General features: G+C 44.9%; 15 protein-coding genes. 9 read left to right on the top strand and 6 right to left on the bottom strand.

What is annotated here, in order from left to right; all coding sequences use genetic code 11:
* Positions 1-54 precede the first annotated feature (54 nt).
* Together ygfZ and DYC50_RS03270 are read right to left on the bottom strand one after the other, a co-directional pair.
* Positions 55-918, bottom strand: coding sequence for a CAF17-like 4Fe-4S cluster assembly/insertion protein YgfZ (ygfZ, locus tag DYC50_RS03275; protein ID WP_172459092.1), 864 nt, complete (start codon positions 916-918; stop codon positions 55-57).
* Entirely contained in the window at positions 915-1,778 is an 864-nt protein-coding gene (locus tag DYC50_RS03270) for a YicC/YloC family endoribonuclease (RefSeq protein ID WP_115248982.1), read from the bottom strand. The genes ygfZ and DYC50_RS03270 overlap by 4 nt, the downstream gene beginning before the upstream one ends.
* Positions 1,779-1,891: 113 nt before the next feature.
* Between DYC50_RS03270 and rph the strand changes: the two genes are divergently transcribed.
* The 4 genes from rph to dusC all read left to right on the top strand — a co-directional run bounded on the left by rph (position 1,892) and on the right by dusC (position 5,262).
* Entirely contained in the window at positions 1,892-2,611 is a 720-nt protein-coding gene (gene rph, locus DYC50_RS03265; protein ID WP_115248981.1) for a ribonuclease PH, read from the top strand.
* Between the two features lie 12 nt (positions 2,612-2,623).
* A complete protein-coding gene (gene pyrE / locus DYC50_RS03260; RefSeq protein ID WP_115248980.1) occupies positions 2,624-3,265 on the top strand; it encodes an orotate phosphoribosyltransferase in 642 nt (213 codons plus the stop codon).
* A gap of 89 nt (positions 3,266-3,354) precedes the next feature.
* On the top strand, positions 3,355-4,218 hold the full coding sequence (djlA, locus tag DYC50_RS03255; RefSeq protein ID WP_115248979.1) for a co-chaperone DjlA: 864 nt from the start codon (positions 3,355-3,357) through the stop codon (positions 4,216-4,218).
* Between the two features lie 102 nt (positions 4,219-4,320).
* A complete protein-coding gene (gene dusC / locus DYC50_RS03250; protein ID WP_115248978.1) occupies positions 4,321-5,262 on the top strand; it encodes a tRNA dihydrouridine(16) synthase DusC in 942 nt (313 codons plus the stop codon).
* Positions 5,263-5,273: 11 nt separating this feature from the next.
* On the opposite strand, the gene DYC50_RS03245 is transcribed toward dusC, so the two are convergent.
* The 4 genes from DYC50_RS03245 to yczE all read right to left on the bottom strand — a co-directional run bounded on the left by DYC50_RS03245 (position 5,274) and on the right by yczE (position 10,070).
* Positions 5,274-6,503, bottom strand: a complete 1,230-nt coding sequence (locus DYC50_RS03245) for an MFS transporter (protein ID WP_103855030.1) — start codon at positions 6,501-6,503, stop codon at positions 5,274-5,276.
* A gap of 167 nt (positions 6,504-6,670) precedes the next feature.
* The gene (glmS, locus tag DYC50_RS03240) at positions 6,671-8,503 is read right to left on the bottom strand and encodes a glutamine--fructose-6-phosphate transaminase (isomerizing) (protein ID WP_115248977.1); all 1,833 of its coding nucleotides are present in this window, start codon (positions 8,501-8,503) and stop codon (positions 6,671-6,673) included.
* Positions 8,504-8,544: 41 nt separating this feature from the next.
* Positions 8,545-9,327, bottom strand: coding sequence for a DeoR/GlpR family DNA-binding transcription regulator (locus DYC50_RS03235; protein WP_103855029.1), 783 nt, complete (start codon positions 9,325-9,327; stop codon positions 8,545-8,547).
* 101 nt (positions 9,328-9,428) lie between these two features.
* Complete coding sequence (gene yczE / locus DYC50_RS03230) at positions 9,429-10,070, bottom strand: membrane protein YczE (protein WP_115248976.1); 642 nt, start codon at positions 10,068-10,070, stop codon at positions 9,429-9,431.
* A gap of 235 nt (positions 10,071-10,305) precedes the next feature.
* On the opposite strand from yczE, the gene DYC50_RS03225 reads away from it, so the two are divergent.
* The 5 genes from DYC50_RS03225 (at position 10,306) to dusA (ending at position 16,328) form a co-directional block, all read left to right on the top strand.
* Positions 10,306-11,568 (top strand): NupC/NupG family nucleoside CNT transporter, encoded by a 1,263-nt coding sequence (locus tag DYC50_RS03225; RefSeq protein WP_115248975.1) that lies wholly within the window; start codon positions 10,306-10,308, stop codon positions 11,566-11,568.
* Positions 11,569-11,775: 207 nt separating this feature from the next.
* Positions 11,776-13,014, top strand: coding sequence for a phosphopentomutase (gene deoB, locus DYC50_RS03220; RefSeq protein ID WP_115248974.1), 1,239 nt, complete (start codon positions 11,776-11,778; stop codon positions 13,012-13,014).
* A 22-nt stretch (positions 13,015-13,036) separates the two neighbouring features.
* Positions 13,037-13,753, top strand: coding sequence for a purine-nucleoside phosphorylase (deoD, locus tag DYC50_RS03215; RefSeq protein WP_103855374.1), 717 nt, complete (start codon positions 13,037-13,039; stop codon positions 13,751-13,753).
* A 152-nt stretch (positions 13,754-13,905) separates the two neighbouring features.
* Complete coding sequence (locus tag DYC50_RS03210) at positions 13,906-15,330, top strand: chloride channel protein (RefSeq protein ID WP_115248973.1); 1,425 nt, start codon at positions 13,906-13,908, stop codon at positions 15,328-15,330.
* Entirely contained in the window at positions 15,330-16,328 is a 999-nt protein-coding gene (gene dusA / locus DYC50_RS03205; protein ID WP_115248972.1) for a tRNA dihydrouridine(20/20a) synthase DusA, read from the top strand. The genes DYC50_RS03210 and dusA overlap by 1 nt, the downstream gene beginning before the upstream one ends.
* Positions 16,329-16,344 lie beyond the last annotated feature (16 nt).

The following is a 16,344-nucleotide window of genomic DNA, read 5'->3' as shown; positions in this document are numbered from 1 at the left end:
AAGCAAGTATTTTTATTGTCTATTCGGCTCAAATTAGGCAGGTTTTTTCTCTAATTATGCGATCAGGTTATAAGGTAATGGCATTAAATTTAATTTCGTGTTTTCACCAACAAGACGAAATGCCGTATCTGCGTCAAACTGATTATTCATCACCACCTGCAACCATAAAACGCCGTTAAAATGCACCGCACTTAAAATAGTGCCTGTTTTACGCCAGCCGTTTTCTAACTGCATTTCAATTTCTGAGCCGAGCTGAATTTGTGCGGCGGTTTGTTCGTTCGTTTCGAGATTGAAGGTAAACATCGCTCGTTTGTTAATACCACGATATTTCGCACGTGCCACGGTTTCTTGCCCGATATAACAGCCTTTTTGGAAGGAAATGGCTTGTTCGATACATTGTAAATTCAAGGCTTGGGGGATAAATTCATTTTGGCTTTCGGGCGATAAAATCGGGTAGCCCGCTTGAATTTCGGCAAGATCCCATTGTTCCACTGTGCCAGTGAAAACGAGATCCTGTGCGGTTTGGTTGAGCAGAATCACGCCATTTAGCGGGGCGGGAAGCGTAACAGAAAAATCCGCTGAAATCGCACCGCACTTTTGCTTATCTAAAACACCGATAATTTGCCAATCTTGCTCTGTGAACACCACTTTAGAAAAAACGGCGTATTTTTTCAGATTATCCAACGCTGAGGGCAATAGAGCGTGGCGAATGAGCAGATAAAACTGCTCCGCATTGGCACGAATAAGGCGGAAAACGCTGTTCATTTTGCCTTTAGGGTCGCAATGGGCGGTGAGGGTGGATTGCCCATCTGCCAGCCCGTTCACATCGCAAGTGAGCTGACCTTGCAAGAATTTTTCCGCGTCCGCCCCTTGCACGGAAATCACGCGGTATTGGTGTAAATTAATCATCATTGTTATTCCAAATTCTGAATTTGTTCACGCATTTGTTCGATAAGCACTTTAAGCTCCACCGCCGCATTGGTTACTTCAGCGTTGATGGATTTTGAGGCGAGCGTATTACTTTCGCGGTTGAGTTCTTGCATCATAAAATCAAGTTTACGCCCTACCGCGCCGCCTTTTTGCAAAATGCGTTGGGTTTCTTTAACGTGCAGCTGTAAACGATCTAATTCTTCCGCCACATCAATACGTTGCGCTAATAGCACCATTTCTTGTTCTAGGCGCTGTGGATCGGCTTGTAATTGCAATTCGTCAAAACGTTGCTGTAAACGCTCCCGTTGCCATTGCAAAATCTCTGGCATTTTTGACCGCACTTTATCACTTTCACTGGCGATGGCCGTTAAACGCTGTTGGATCAAGTCGTTTAATTTTTCCCCTTCACGCCCGCGCATTGCGATAAATTCATCGAGCGCCGCTTCAAAGCCAGCTAACAATTCTTGGCTAATGCGATCTAAATCCTGCTCTGGGGTTTCCACCACGCCGGGGTAGCGCAGAACATCGGTGAGATTGATTTCCCCTTCGCCAGCTTGTTGCTTGATCCATTGTAAGGATTGGATCACCTGTTGCGCTAAGGCTTGGTTTAAATTAAGGCTGGCTGTGGCTTGCTGTTTGCCTTCAAAACGCAGGTTACATTCCACCTTACCGCGAGTTAAACGCTGGCGTAATTTTTCTCGCAAGGTGTTTTCCAAACCGCGAAATGGCTCTGGCAAGCGGAAAACGGTTTCCAAATAACGTTGATTAACGGAACGAATCTCCCAAACCGCATTGCCCCAATCTTGTTTGATTTCATAACGGGCAAAGGCCGTCATACTATAAATCATAATAAATCCTTAATTTACGCTAAAAATTGCCGCCTATTCTACCGTTAAATTTCTCATCTGTCAGTTTGCGTGTTAGAATGAGCGCCATTTTATGAATGAGTAAGGAATTTCCAATGCGTCCGAATGATCGCCCATTAAATCAACCCCGCCCAATTAAAATCACCCGCCATTTCACCAAATATGCCGAAGGTTCGGTGTTGGTGGAATTTGGCGAAACCAAAGTGCTTTGCACCGCTAGTGTTGATGAAAGTGTGCCACGTTTCTTAAAAGGGCAAAACCAAGGTTGGGTTACGGCAGAATATGGTATGTTGCCACGCTCCACCCATAGCCGTATGCAACGTGAAGCGGCAAAAGGCAAACAAGGCGGACGCACGATGGAAATTCAGCGTTTAATCGCCCGCTCTTTGCGTGCAATGGTGGATCTGAATGCTCTTGGTGAGCGTTCAATCACGCTGGATTGTGATGTAATCCAAGCCGATGGCGGCACGCGGACGGCTTCTATTACTGGAGCTTGCGTGGCGTTAGTGGACGCGATCAACGGCTTAATGGAAAAAGGTGTGCTAAAAACGAACCCAATTAAAGGGCTGGTGGCGGCTATTTCTGTTGGCATTGTAGAGGGCGAAGCGGTATGCGATTTGGAATATGTGGAAGATAGCAACGCCGAAACCGATATGAACGTGGTGATGACCGATGATGGCCGAATGATTGAAGTGCAAGGCACAGCAGAGGGTGAGCCATTCTCCCACGAAGAGTTATTAACCCTGTTAGATCTTGCAAAACAAGGCTGTGAAGTGATTTTCAACGCGCAGCGTGAAGCCTTAGGGCAAGCATAATTGGGGGCGTAAATGCAAGGCTACAAAATCGACTTTATCAAATTCGCGCTCAGCCGTAATGTGCTGAAATTTGGCGAATTTACCTTGAAATCTGGGCGCATTAGCCCTTATTTCTTTAATGCAGGTTTGTTTAATACAGGCGCGGATTTAGCACGTTTAGGCGAATTTTATGCCGCTGCCATTCAAGCAAGCGGCTTAGATTATGACGTGATTTTTGGCCCTGCTTACAAAGGCATTCCCATTGGCACCACGGTGTCGGTAGCGCTGTTTAAGCAATATGGCATTGACAAACCAGTGTGTTTTAACCGTAAAGAAGCCAAAGATCACGGCGAAGGCGGCAATTTAATTGGCAGCCCATTGCAAGGCAAGGTGCTATTGGTGGACGATGTGATCACCGCTGGCACGGCAATTCGCGAAGCAATGGATTTAATCGCACAAAATCAAGCGACATTAAGTGCAGTAGTGATTGCATTAAATCGTAAAGAACGTGGCAAAGGTACGCTTTCTGCCATTCAAGAAGTGGAACGCGATTATCAATGCAACGTGCTTTCGATTATTGATTTTGACGATTTAATGCAATTTATTGAACAAGAGGCGGATTATCAACAATATCTGCCTGCGATGCGTGCTTATCGTGAGCAGTATGGCATATAAGTACAGCGCATAAAAATCTCGAAAAATGCACCGCACTTTATTTTATGTATAACTCAAGATTTTATGCATAACTCAAGTTGGAGAACAGAATGAGTTTTATTGGAAAGTTATTAGGTTTTTTCATTGGCTACCGTTTTGGCGGCTTTTTTGGTGGGCTAGTTGGTGCTTATTTAGGGCATTTAGCCGACAAAAAATTGTATGAACTAGGCAGCGTCAATTCGAGCTTTTTCAAACGCAAAGAAACCCGCCAATCCTTGTTTATGCAAACCACCTTTGCGGTTCTCGGGCATTTGTCTAAATCGAAAGGGCGCGTAACGCAAGATGACATCGCGCTTGCCAATAATCTAATGAACCAAATGAATTTGGACGATAAAGGGCGTAAATTGGCGCAAGAAGCTTTTAATCGTGGTAAAGATCCGAATTTCCCGCTACGCCAAGTGATCCGCGAATTTTGCCAAGCCTGCGGTCAGCGTAGTGATCTATTAAGAATGTTCCTGCGTGTTCAGCTGCAAGCCGCTTTTGCCGATGATCACCTGCACGAAAACGAAAAAGAAGTGCTACAAGTCGTAGCGGAAGAATTGGGCTTATCCAGTTTCCAATTCCAACAAATTTTAATGGCAGAAATTGCCGCTCGCCAATTCAGTCGCGGTGGATTTTACTATGAATATAACGGCTCACAACAAGGCGATTACCAACAAGGCGGCTATCAAGGTGGTGGTTATCAAACACACAGCGGCCCAACCTTGCAAGATGCTTACAACGTGCTTGGTGTGAGCGAAAATGACGACCGCGCCACAGTAAAACGCGCTTACCGCCGTTTAATGAACGAAAACCACCCCGATAAATTAGTCGCCAAAGGCTTACCTGAAGAAATGCTCGAAATGGCGAAAGAAAAAACCCAACAAATTCAAGCCGCTTACGATTTGATTTGTAAAGCGAAAGGGTGGAAGTAAACCTTTCTTCATTGCTGAATTTTTTACCGTTTCTCTGAAATAACAAAGTGCGGTGAAAAATTCAGCTTTTTTATTTTTATCAAAAGAGTAATAGTAAATAAAATGCGTGTTTTCCTTGCGCCAATGCAGGGCGTGCTTGATCCCCTTGTACGGCAGCTTTTGACTGAAATTAACGATTATGATCTGTGCGTATCGGAGTTTGTGCGTGTGGTGGATCAGCGTTTGCCAGTCAAAACCTTTTACCGTTTATGTCCAGAACTGCAGCGCGGTGGGCGAACGCCCGCGGGAACGCCTGTGCGTGTACAACTTTTAGGCCAACACCCACAGTGGCTGGCGGAAAATGCGATGTTGGCGGTGGAATTGGGATCGCACGGCATTGATTTTAACTGCGGTTGCCCGTCTAAAACCGTGAATGGTAGTCACGGTGGCGCGGCATTATTAAAGCAGCCCGAATTGATTTACCAAGCTACTAAAGCCTTACGCGAAGCCCTACCGAAAGAGCAAGTAGTGAGCGTGAAAGTGCGTTTGGGCTGGGATAGCGATAATCACTCCTTTGAAATTGCTGATGCGGTGCAACAAGGCGGCGGTACGGAAATCACCATTCACGGACGCACCAAAACTGATGGCTATCGTGCAGAAAAGATCAATTGGCATAAAATTGGTGAAATTCGTCAGCGTTTAACCATTCCTGTCATCGCAAATGGTGAAATTTGGCATTGGCAAGATGCGCAAGACTGCCTTGCCATAACAGGCTGCCAAGATGTAATGATTGGACGCGGCGCATTGACCATTCCAAACTTAAGCCTTGTGGTGAAGTTTAATCAGGAAAAATTAGATTGGGCGCAAGGGGTAATGCCTTTGTTGCATCGTTATGCGCATATTGAAAACTTGCAAGATACGGGCTTTTACCACATTGCCCGTACCAAACAATGGCTACAATATCTGAAAAAATCTTACCCACAAGCCACCGCACTTTTTGAGCATATTAAAACCTGCCAAAGTGCAGTAGATTTGCGCGAAAGATTAGCCACTTTTGCCATATAGCCTTAGCTTGATTAATCCAAGGCTTTGCCTTTCAATTCTGGAATTAAGAAAATGGTGGCGATCATATCGATCACATAAATCAGCGCAAGGAAGGCAATCGCAGTGGAAAAAGAATAACTTGCCACCACGGCACCGACTACCACAGGGCCGAAACCACCGACCGCGCGCCCGATATTAAATAGCACATTTTGTGCGGTTGCCCGAGCTTGAGTTGGGTAGGCTTCCGCCATTAATGCACCGTAGCCGCCCATCATTCCATTTACGAACATTCCGAGAAAGGCTCCTGCAATCAGCATTGCGTTTGGATCGGTCAGTTGTGAGTAGGTAATCACACTGATTACGGCGCCAAGTTGGAAAAGCAGAAAACTTGGTTTGCGCCCGATTTTGTCCGCAAGGCGCCCAAAAATCCAGATGCCGCTCATCATTCCGCATACGGTTACCGCCGTCCAAACGCCAGATTTAGTTAAGCTAAAGCCAAGCTGTTTAGACAAGAAATTAGGTAGCCAGATCATTATGCCGTAATAGCCAAAATTCTGTACGGAAGTCAGAACCACCACTCCTAGACTAACTTTGGCGGTTTGTTTATCTTTCACTAATAATTGGAAAGATTGGCGGAATGCCTGCCATTTTGATTGTGTCGTAGCGGAAAGTGCGGTCTGTTTTTCGGTAAAAACGTCTGGTTCGTGTAATTTCGCTCGTAAATACCACGCCACGAAAGCTGGGAAAATGCCCACAATAAACATTCCGCGCCAGCCGATGATTGGCAATAATAATGGTGTAAGTAACACTGCACCTAGCACGCCCACTTGCCAGCCTAATGCTACATAAGAAGCAGCTTTTGCACGATGGCGAGCTGGCCAAGCTTCCGCCGCTAATGCCATTCCAATACCAAATTCACCGCCTAAACCAATGCCTGCAATGGTGCGATAAATTAATAAATCCCAATAACCTTGCGCGAGCGCACATAAGCCGGTAAATACGGCAAATAGCACGATTGTCCAAGTTAATACTCGTACACGGCCATAACGATCGCTTAATGCACCGAAAATAATGCCACCCGCCACTGCGCCGATTAATGTCCAAGTAACCAAAGAGCCCGCTTGTGCGCTTGATAGGGCTAAATCCGCAGAAATTGCGCTGAGCATAAAGCCGAGAATGAGTAAGTCGAAACCGTCCATTGCATAGCCCACGGCAGAGCCGATCAAGGCTTTCCAGCCATAATCATTTACTTTGTTGTTCATAGATGTCCTTTTGCTACTCACGGGTAGCCTTTAAAGTGTTAAGAAAGGAAGTTTGCTAAAAGTGGCCTAAAAAACGCGCCCCAAAAGCGCACATAGTGTAGTTAATTTGGCAGTCGTAAGCAAATAAAAAAACAGCCTTGCAAATTATTACAAGGCTGTTTGAAAGATTATTCCACCGTTACCGCTTTCGCAAGGTTACGCGGTTGATCCACGTCTGTTCCTTTGATTAAGGCGATATGGTAAGAAAGCAGTTGTAACGGCACGGTGTAGAAAATTGGTGCGGTTACTTCGTCCACTTTCGGTAACACGATGGTTTTGAAACCTTCGCCATCGCTAAAACCGGCATCGTGATCAGCAAAGATATAAAGCTGACCGCCACGGGCGCGCACTTCTTCAATGTTTGACTTCACTTTTTCAAGTAAATCATTTTCTGGTGCAACCACAATCACCGGCATATCGCTATCAATTAAAGCCAGTGGGCCGTGTTTTAATTCTCCAGCTGCATAGGCTTCTGCGTGAATGTAGGAAATTTCTTTCAATTTCAATGCAGATTCCATTGCGATTGGGTAAAACTCGCCACGTCCTAAGAATAAAGTGTGGTGTTTATCAGCAAAATCTTCCGATAATTTTTCAATTTGTTTATCGTAAACTAATGCACTTTCAATTTGCGCTGGCAAACGTTGTAAAGCCTGTACAATATGATGTTCTTGCTCTTCGCTCACCGTGCCTTTTAAGCGTCCGATTGCCGCATTTAATAACAATAAACAGGTTAATTGGGTGGTAAAGGCTTTGGTTGATGCCACGCCAATTTCCACGCCAGCACGGGTCATAAAGGCGAAATCTGACTCACGCACTAAAGAAGAACTTGCCACATTACAGATTGTCATCGCCGTCATATAGCCTGATTCTTTAGCTAAGCGTAATGCCGCCAAGGTATCTGCGGTTTCACCCGATTGAGAAAGGGTGATAAGCAGGCTATTTGGGCGAGTAACAAATTTGCGATAGCGAAATTCTGACGCAATTTCCACATCACAGCTTACGCCAGCAATGGATTCAAACCAATAGCGTGCCACCATTCCCGCGTTGTATGAGGTTCCGCACGCCACAATTTGAATATGCTCCACTTTTTGCAAGATTTCTGCCGCATTAGGACCAATGGCATCAATATTGACTTTACCATTAACGATACGCCCATCTAGGGTATTCATAATCGCAACGGGCTGTTCAAAAATTTCTTTTTGCATATAGTGGCGATATTGCCCTTTGTCTGCGGCGTCCGCTTCAAAATGCCCTTCGTGCATTTCACGCTCAACGGCATTGCCTTGTGCATCAAAAATTTGTACATCACGGCGAGAAATTTCCGCCACATCGCCTTCTTCTAAATAAATGAAACGGCGCGTTACGCTGAGCAATGCTAGCGGGTCAGAAGCCAAGAAATTTTCCCCCACACCTAAACCGATAACCAATGGGCTGCCAGAACGTGCTACGATTAAATGCTCAGGTTCATCTTGGTGCATTACCACCGTACCGTAAGCGCCACGCAATTGTGCCACGGTTTTTTGCACCGCTTCTAATAATGAGCTAGCGCTGCGGTATTCCCATTCCACTAAGTGAGCGATCACCTCGGTGTCGGTTTGCGAAAGAAATTCATAACCACGTTTTTGTAATTCTTCACGCAATTCTTCATAGTTTTCGATAATTCCATTGTGTACCACCGCAATTTTGCCAGAACGATGTGGGTGAGCGTTGGCTTCTGAAGGTTCACCGTGCGTTGCCCAACGAGTGTGTGCAATCCCTGTGCCACCTAAAATTGGGTGTGCTTCAAGGGCTTCATCTAAGGCTTTTACTTTACCTACACGGCGTACGATTTGCATATTATGATTTGCATCTAGCACCGCAATACCCGCTGAATCATAACCACGGTATTCCAAACGATGTAAGCCATCGACTAAAATTTCTGCTACATCACGTTGTGCTACTGCACCCACAATTCCACACATAAAATGTCCTCTCTGGTTAGAAAATAAAAAAGTTGAAAAATTTACACCGCACTTGCGCAGATAACTTCCACGCCTTGTGCTTCAATTTGTTGTTTAATTTCTGCGGCGAGCAAATCGTCCGTGACTAGCACATCAATTTGCTGCCAAGTTAATTCGATATTTGGCATTTTTCTGCCGATTTTTTGTGATTCCACCATCACGATAACTTCACGGGAAACTTCCGCCATCACACGGCTTAAATCCACTAATTCATTAAAGGTGGTCGTGCCACGCTCTAAATCAATGCCGTCTGCACCAATAAAGAGCTGATCAAAATTGTATGAACGCAACACTTGCGCTGCCACTTGCCCTTGGAAAGATTCGGAACGGGTGTCCCAAGTTCCCCCTGTCATCAATAGCGTTGGCTCATTTTCTAAAGCACGTAATTGAGTAGCAACGGAAAGGGAGTTCGTCATCACCACCAAGCCTTGCTTTTTATTGAGCTGATTGATCAACGCGGCTGTTGTGCTACCGCTATCAATAATAATGCGATTATGATCCGCAATACGTTCCGCCGCTTTTTTCGCAATAGCCAACTTTCGTTTTGAAAGATGTTCATCTTGGCTTTCATCAAGCAATTCTTGCGGCATTAAAATCGCCCCACCATAACGGCGTACCAACACACCATTGGCTTCAAGTGCGGTCAAATCTTTGCGAATTGTTACCTCTGAAGTTTCAAATAACTGTACAAGCTGTTCCACGCTCACTTCGCCTTGGCTTTGTAATAATTGCACAATGCGATGACGGCGTTGTTGCGTATTTCTGGGCTGAATGTTTCGTTTCATAAAAATTTTTAAGTTCAAGTTTCGGTTCGGAATTTTATAGATCAAAAAGCGAAATGTAAAGCCTAATAATGACGGGCTAAAAATGTGACTGAAAAGTGTAGTTAAAAATAACGGCGTTTTAGCAACGTAAGGGTAATTTGTACCACCCAGCCAATAGAAAAAGCAAACAATAACGTGCCTATACCCACTGTTCCCCCAAGTAAAAAGCCGAGCGCACAAACAGACACTTCCATAAGGGTTCGCACTGTTCCCACTTTCCAATGAAAGCGGTGGCATAGCCCTACCATCAAGCCATCACGCGGCCCTGCACCTTGATGACAAGTGAGATAAAACGCAGACGCAATGCCAAAGAGCAAAATGCCCACAATGGCATAAACAAAGCGAATAAATAAGGTGGTTGGTGCAGGAATTGACGCCACGGTTAAGCCTAGGGCGAGGGCGATTAACAGCATATTTAGCACAGTTCCTAAGCCCATTTTTAACTTAAGGGGAAACCACATCAGCATCACAATGGCGCTGATGATTAAAGATGCCCAACCCACGCTAAACCCTGCTTGCAGGGCAACGCCTTGCGAAAGCACCGTCCAAGGCGCGGAGCCTAAATTGGAAAGCAAAAGCAGCCCATCACCCAAGCCTAATAGCATCAGTGAGCAAATCAGGACAATGATGGAATGGCGTTCTACGCGCCATAATCCTGTGGCTGTCCAAGGGGTATGGGGTAATACGTTATATTTCTGGTTCATTAATTTATCGTTATTTTTCACCGCACTTTAGCCGTCATAATAAAGGAAATTCACGCAAAGCCCAATAACTTAATCGGTATAAGATATAGCGAAAAGACGTAAAAATTGTGCATTTTTACCGCAAAGCAATCGCTTGCCTTCACATTTTTGTACATTTTTGCAAGCATTTCATTACAAAAAACAGTAGAATTAGCTCGCTTTTTTATATCAATTTTACATTTAAGGAAATTCTAATATGAGTAGCTTAATAAGTGTGCTAGGCATTGTTGTACTTCTTGCTATTGCCGTTCTATTATCTAGCAATCGCCGTGCGATTAGTTTGCGTACTGTGGGCGGTGCGTTATTAATTCAAATCCTGATCGGCGCATTTATTCTTTATGTGCCTGTTGGCCGTGATATTTTGCTGTCCTTATCTAATGGCGTAAGTAAAGTGATTAATTACGGTAACGAAGGGGTTCAATTTGTGTTTGGTGGTTTAGCCACTGATGCCTCTTTCAAGGCCTTTGGTAATGATGGCTTCATTTTCGCCATTCGCGTGTTACCGATCATCGTGTTCTTCTCTGCGCTAATTTCCTTACTTTATTACATTGGTGTAATGCAATGGATCATTAAAATCATTGGTGGTGGCTTACAAAAAGCATTAGGCACGTCTAAAGCGGAATCAATGTCTGCAGCGGCAAACATTTTCGTGGGACAAACAGAAGCGCCATTGGTGGTGAAACCTTATATCAGCAAAATGACTGAATCCGAATTATTTGCTGTAATGTGTGGCGGTTTGGCTTCTATCGCAGGTTCTGTATTGGCAGGTTATGCAGGTTTAGGCGTGCCATTGCCATACTTAATCGCAGCATCATTTATGGCAGCACCTGCGGGCTTGTTGTTTGCTAAATTGATGGTGCCACAAACAGAAAAATTCAACGATGACATTGAAAAAGTAGATTTGGAACAGCCTTCTAATATTTTAGATGCAGCAGCAGCAGGGGCTTCATCTGGTATGCAGTTGGCAATGAATGTGGGCGCAATGTTGATTGCCTTCGTAGCATTAATTGCCTTAGTCAATGGTTTATTAGGTGGTATCGGCAACTGGTTCGGTATGCCTGAACTTTCTCTTGGCTTAATTTTAGGTTGGATTTTCCGCCCATTAGCTTGGGTGATTGGTGTGCCTTGGGACGAAGCTGCGGTTGCAGGTCAAATGATCGGGATTAAATTAGCAGTGAACGAATTTGTTGGCTACTTAGAATTTGCTCCTTACCTTGCTGCGGACGCTGCGGTACAATTAAGCGATAAAACCAAAGCGATTATCACCTTTGCCCTTTGTGGTTTTGCTAACTTCAGCTCAATTGCGATCTTAATCGGCGGATTAGGTGGAATGGCACCAAGCCGCCGTGGTGATATTGCACGTCTTGGTATCAAAGCGGTGATCGCAGGATCATTAGCAAATCTGATGAGTGCAACCATTGCTGGATTATTTATCGGTTTAAGTGGTGCTGCACTATAAAATGTAAGAAAAGTGCGGTAAAATTTCACCGAATTTTTCGATAACACCACGACATTGTTCGTGGTGTTGTCATATTAAGACAAAGAAAACGTTTGCTATTGTAGATTATTGAACACAGGTAATAAATCTTCTTGAAACATAACGTTCAAAAATAAAGCAAACATTCTGTTGTTCTAAAAACAGAGTTCAATAATTAAGGAGCTTAAAATGAAACGCGTATTTATAATGATGTTAGACTCTTTCGGTATCGGTTCAAGTGAAGATGCAGAAAAATTTGGTGATAAAGGGGCGAATACCTTAGGCCACATTGCACAACGTTGTGCGGAAGGGCTAGAAGACAAAAATGGCCGCAAAGGCCCACTTCACCTGCCTAATTTTGAAAAACTCGGCTTAGGCTTAGCGGCAAAAGAATCTTGCGGTGAATTGCCAGCAGGGTTTAATCCAAACCCAGCGTTAATTGGGGGTTACGCTTATGCGAAAGAAATTTCCTCAGGCAAAGACACTCCATCTGGCCACTGGGAAATTGCTGGCGTGCCAGTATTATTCGATTGGGGCTACTTCCCAGAACACGAAAACAGCTTCCCACAAGCACTTTTAGATCGCATTGTTGAACGTGCAGGGCTTGAGGGCTATCTCGGCAACTGCCATTCTTCTGGCACGGTGATCTTAGATCAGCTTGGTGAAGAACATATGAAAACGGGCAAACCGATTTTCTACACCTCGGCAGATTCCGTTTTCCAAATTGCTTGCCACGAAGAAACCTACGGCTTGGAAAAACTTTACGAATTATGCGAAATCGTGCGTGAAGAACTTGCTGATTACAATATCGGACGCGTAATCGCTCGCCCATTTGTGGGCAACAAAGCGGGCGAATTTTCTCGCACAGGTAACCGTAAAGACTACGCCATTGAGCCACCTGCCAAAACCGTATTACAAAAATTAGTGGAAGAAAAACAAGGCGATGTGATTTCTATCGGCAAAATTGCTGATATTTACGCACACACTGGCATCACCGAAAAAGTGAAAGCCACGGGCTTGGAAGAATTATTCGACAAAACCCTTGTGGAAGTGAAAAGAGCGGGGGAAAATTCCATCGTTTTCACTAACTTTGTGAATTTTGATTCCGATTTCGGCCATCGCCGTGATGTAGCAGGTTATGCTGCTGCATTGGAATATTTCGACAGCCGTATCCCTGAATTGCTCGCCTTAATGAATGAAGATGATTTACTGATTTTCACAGCTGATCACGGTTGCGACCCAACGTGGCACGGCACGGATCACACTCGCGAGCATATCCCTGTGCTATTATACGGTTCGCAAGTGCCAAAACAATTTTTAGGCAAACGCGACACTTTCGCTGACGTAGGGCAAACTGTCGCAGATTATTTTGATCTGCCGCCAATGGATTACGGTAAATCAATCCTTAATTTCGACAACCAAGATTAATTCAATATAAGAGGACTTTATTATGACTCCACATATTAACGCACCCGCTGGGGCTTTTGCTGACGTAGTATTAATGCCGGGCGACCCGTTGCGTGCTAAATATATTGCTGAAACCTTTTTAGACGATGCCAAAGAAGTAACCAATGTGCGTAATATGCTTGGCTACACCGGCACATACAAAGGTCGCAAAATCTCCGTAATGGGACACGGAATGGGTATTCCGTCTTGCTCTATTTATGCCAAAGAGCTTATCACCGAATACGGCGTAAAAAAAATTATCCGCGTCGGTTCGTGCGGTGCCGTGCGTCCAGATGTGAAATTGCGTGAAGTGATCATCGGGCTTGGCGCTTGTACGGATTCCAAAGTGAACCGCATTCGCTTTAAAGATAACGATTTTGCTGCTATTGCCGATTTTGATATGACCCAAGCTGCCGTGCAAGCGGCAAAAAACAAAGGCATCAATGTGCGAGTGGGAAACCTTTATTCTGCTGATCTGTTCTATACGCCAGATGTGGAAATGTTTGACGTAATGGAAAAATACGGCATTTTGGGCGTAGAAATGGAAGCCGCGGGCATTTATGGTGTTGCTGCAGAATTTGGTGCGAAAGCTTTAACCATCTGTACCGTATCAGACCACATTCGCACTCACGAGCAAACCACGGCAGAAGAACGCCAACTAACCTTCAATGAAATGATTGAAATCGCGTTAGAAAGCGTATTGCTTGGTGATCAGGCTTAATTTTTAACAAAATTTCACCGCACTTTACTTTACCTACGAAATAAGTGCGGTGATTTTTTGCCTATTTTTCATCTTCTTGATCCTTGCCATATCTCACGCACGAAAATATTGCTATAATTTTCCACAATTTATTTTCATCTCAATCATCTAAAATGTTAAAGCGATTCACCCAAAAAATTCGTCATTTTATTCACCGAAAATTACGCCAAAGCTATCGTATTTCGCGTAAAACCATTGAGTTTTCCTGCTTATTGATCGGCGCGGCGTTGGTATCCTTATTCTCTCTTGGCTTTGCGAAATTTGCTGATCTTGCCTTACATTGGAATGCCCAATGGAGTGCAAAATATCCTTATGCCGTATGGCTGGTGCTGCCCTTAGGCTTGGCATTTTTAGCTTGGTTTACCGCAAAATATACCCCCTATGTTTCGGGCAGTGGGATTCCGCAGGTGATTGCCTCTATTGATATGCCGTATAGCGCCAATAAAAGCAAGCTCATTGCTTTTGGGCAAACGCTGTGGAAAATTCCACTCACGTTTTTGGCGATGTTATTTGGTGCCTCTGTGGGGCGTGAAGGGCCGTCTGTGCAAGTGGGCGCGGCGGTGATGTATGCGTGGGGCAATGTTTGCCGTCGCCACGGCTTGGCATTCAAAGGGCTAAACGCCAATGAACTAATGGCAACAGGGGCGGCGGGAGGATTGGCTGCGGCGTTCAATGCCCCATTAGGCGGTGTGATTTTTGCTATTGAAGAATTAGGCCGTGGCATTTTGTTGCGTTGGGAACGCCGAGTGTTACTCGGTGTGCTGACCGCAGGGTTTATTTTGGTTGCCATTGAAGGCAATAATCCTTATTTCCCCAATTATCACGGGCAAACTTCCGTACCTCATATGTTTTTATGGGTGATCCTCTGTGGTGTAGTGAGTGGGGTGTTAGGCGGCGTTTTTGCGTGGTTACTCGCCAAAGGCGTTGCAGGCACAGCCCCCGCAAAAATGCGTGGTTGGATTCGCCGCCACCCTATTTACACGGCGTTTATTTTAGGCTTGATTCTTGCAGGACTTGGCACATTCACTCACGGACAAACTTACGGCACGGGTTACGAAGTTGTAACCAAAGCCCTTGATGGTCAAACCGTTGCCTCAGAAGTTGGGATAAGTAAATTATTTGCTACGGTTGCCACTTATTGGACTGGCACAGCAGGCGGCATTTTCACTCCAGCACTCACTACTGGGGCGGGGATTGGTGTTCAAGTTTGGTCGCTTACGGGAGAAATTGTTGATCAACGCCTTTTAGTTTTGCTCTGTATGGCAGCATTTTTGACGGGAGCAACCCAATCCCCTGTTACGGCAAGTGTGATCGTGATGGAAATGACTGCGAGTGAGCCTGTATTATTTTGGCTCTTGATTTGTAGCCTTATCGCTTCTATTATTTCACGCCAATTTAACGCAAAACCGTTCTATCATTTTGCTGCGGGACGCTTCCGCCAACGTATCCAAGAGGAGGCGAAGCAACAAGAGGCTATAAAACAAGACGCAGTGAAACAAGAAGTAACAAAGCAAGCCGTACAAGAAGAAAACAAATAATGAATCAACAAAAATCAACAAAAAAAACACCGCACTTTTATCGTGGGCGATTTTCTGTCGCCCCAATGCTCGATTGGACAACACGCCATTGTCGTTATTTCCATCGCCAATTCAGCCAACACGCCTTGCTTTATACGGAAATGGTTACCACAGGCGCGATTATTCACGCCAAATACGATCATTTAGAATTTGATCTGGCAGAAAACCCTGTGGCACTTCAGCTTGGCGGCAGCGATCCCGAACAGTTACAACATTGCGCAAAATTGGCCGCCGAACGTGGCTATCAAGAAATTAATCTGAATGTGGGCTGCCCCTCTGATCGTGTGCAAAATGGAATGTTTGGCGCGTGCCTAATGGCAAAAGCGGATTTAGTTGCTCAGTGCGTGCAACAAATGCAAGCGGTGGTGGATATTCCTGTTACGGTGAAAACTCGTATTGGTATTGATGATTTAGACAGCTATGAATTTCTTTGTGATTTCGTGCAGAAAGTGAGTCAAGCCGGTTGCCAAGAATTGATCGTTCACGCACGCAAAGCGTGGTTAAGTGGTTTAAGCCCAAAAGAAAATCGTGAAATTCCACCGCTCGATTACGAGCGTGTTTATCAGCTAAAACGCGATTTCCCACAACTTTTGATTAGCATTAACGGAGGCATTAAAACCCTTGAAGAAATGCAACAGCATTTGCGTTATGTGGACGGCGTAATGGTGGGGCGTGAAGCCTATCAGAACCCAAGTTTATTGGGTTACATTGACCAAGCCTTGTTTGATCCGCAAAGCCCTATCGTCAGCCCAAGAGAAGCGGTGGAAAAAATGTTCCCTTATATTGAGCAACAACTTTCCCAAGGTGTACACCTCAACCACATCACCCGCCATATGCTCGGTGCATTTCAACATTGCAAAGGCGCACGCCAATGGCGCAGACATCTCAGCGAAAACGCCCATAAAGCCGGGGCTGGCATAGAAGTTGTGGAGCAAGCCTTGGCGTTTATAGGGGAATAAGGAGAGAAAAAGTGCG

This window comes from Avibacterium avium (assembly GCF_900454535.1).
Taxonomy (GTDB): domain Bacteria; phylum Pseudomonadota; class Gammaproteobacteria; order Enterobacterales; family Pasteurellaceae; genus Avibacterium; species Avibacterium avium.
This window is presented reverse-complemented; position numbering and strand designations above follow the sequence as displayed.

Excerpts from the sequence above, each read along its gene's own strand:
- rph (WP_115248981.1), top strand. The coding sequence starts at position 1,892 with ATGCGTCCGAATGATCGCCCATTAAATCAACCCCGCCCAATTAAAATC.
- yczE (WP_115248976.1), bottom strand. The coding sequence starts at position 10,070 with ATGAACCAGAAATATAACGTATTACCCCATACCCCTTGGACAGCCACA.
- pyrE (WP_115248980.1), top strand. The coding sequence starts at position 2,624 with ATGCAAGGCTACAAAATCGACTTTATCAAATTCGCGCTCAGCCGTAAT.
- DYC50_RS03210 (WP_115248973.1), top strand. The coding sequence starts at position 13,906 with ATGTTAAAGCGATTCACCCAAAAAATTCGTCATTTTATTCACCGAAAA.
- deoB (WP_115248974.1), top strand. The coding sequence starts at position 11,776 with ATGAAACGCGTATTTATAATGATGTTAGACTCTTTCGGTATCGGTTCA.
- DYC50_RS03245 (WP_103855030.1), bottom strand. The coding sequence starts at position 6,503 with ATGAACAACAAAGTAAATGATTATGGCTGGAAAGCCTTGATCGGCTCT.
- djlA (WP_115248979.1), top strand. The coding sequence starts at position 3,355 with ATGAGTTTTATTGGAAAGTTATTAGGTTTTTTCATTGGCTACCGTTTT.
- DYC50_RS03270 (WP_115248982.1), bottom strand. The coding sequence starts at position 1,778 with ATGATTTATAGTATGACGGCCTTTGCCCGTTATGAAATCAAACAAGAT.
- deoD (WP_103855374.1), top strand. The coding sequence starts at position 13,037 with ATGACTCCACATATTAACGCACCCGCTGGGGCTTTTGCTGACGTAGTA.
- DYC50_RS03235 (WP_103855029.1), bottom strand. The coding sequence starts at position 9,327 with ATGAAACGAAACATTCAGCCCAGAAATACGCAACAACGCCGTCATCGC.
- DYC50_RS03225 (WP_115248975.1), top strand. The coding sequence starts at position 10,306 with ATGAGTAGCTTAATAAGTGTGCTAGGCATTGTTGTACTTCTTGCTATT.
- dusA (WP_115248972.1), top strand. The coding sequence starts at position 15,330 with ATGAATCAACAAAAATCAACAAAAAAAACACCGCACTTTTATCGTGGG.
- glmS (WP_115248977.1), bottom strand. The coding sequence starts at position 8,503 with ATGTGTGGAATTGTGGGTGCAGTAGCACAACGTGATGTAGCAGAAATT.
- dusC (WP_115248978.1), top strand. The coding sequence starts at position 4,321 with ATGCGTGTTTTCCTTGCGCCAATGCAGGGCGTGCTTGATCCCCTTGTA.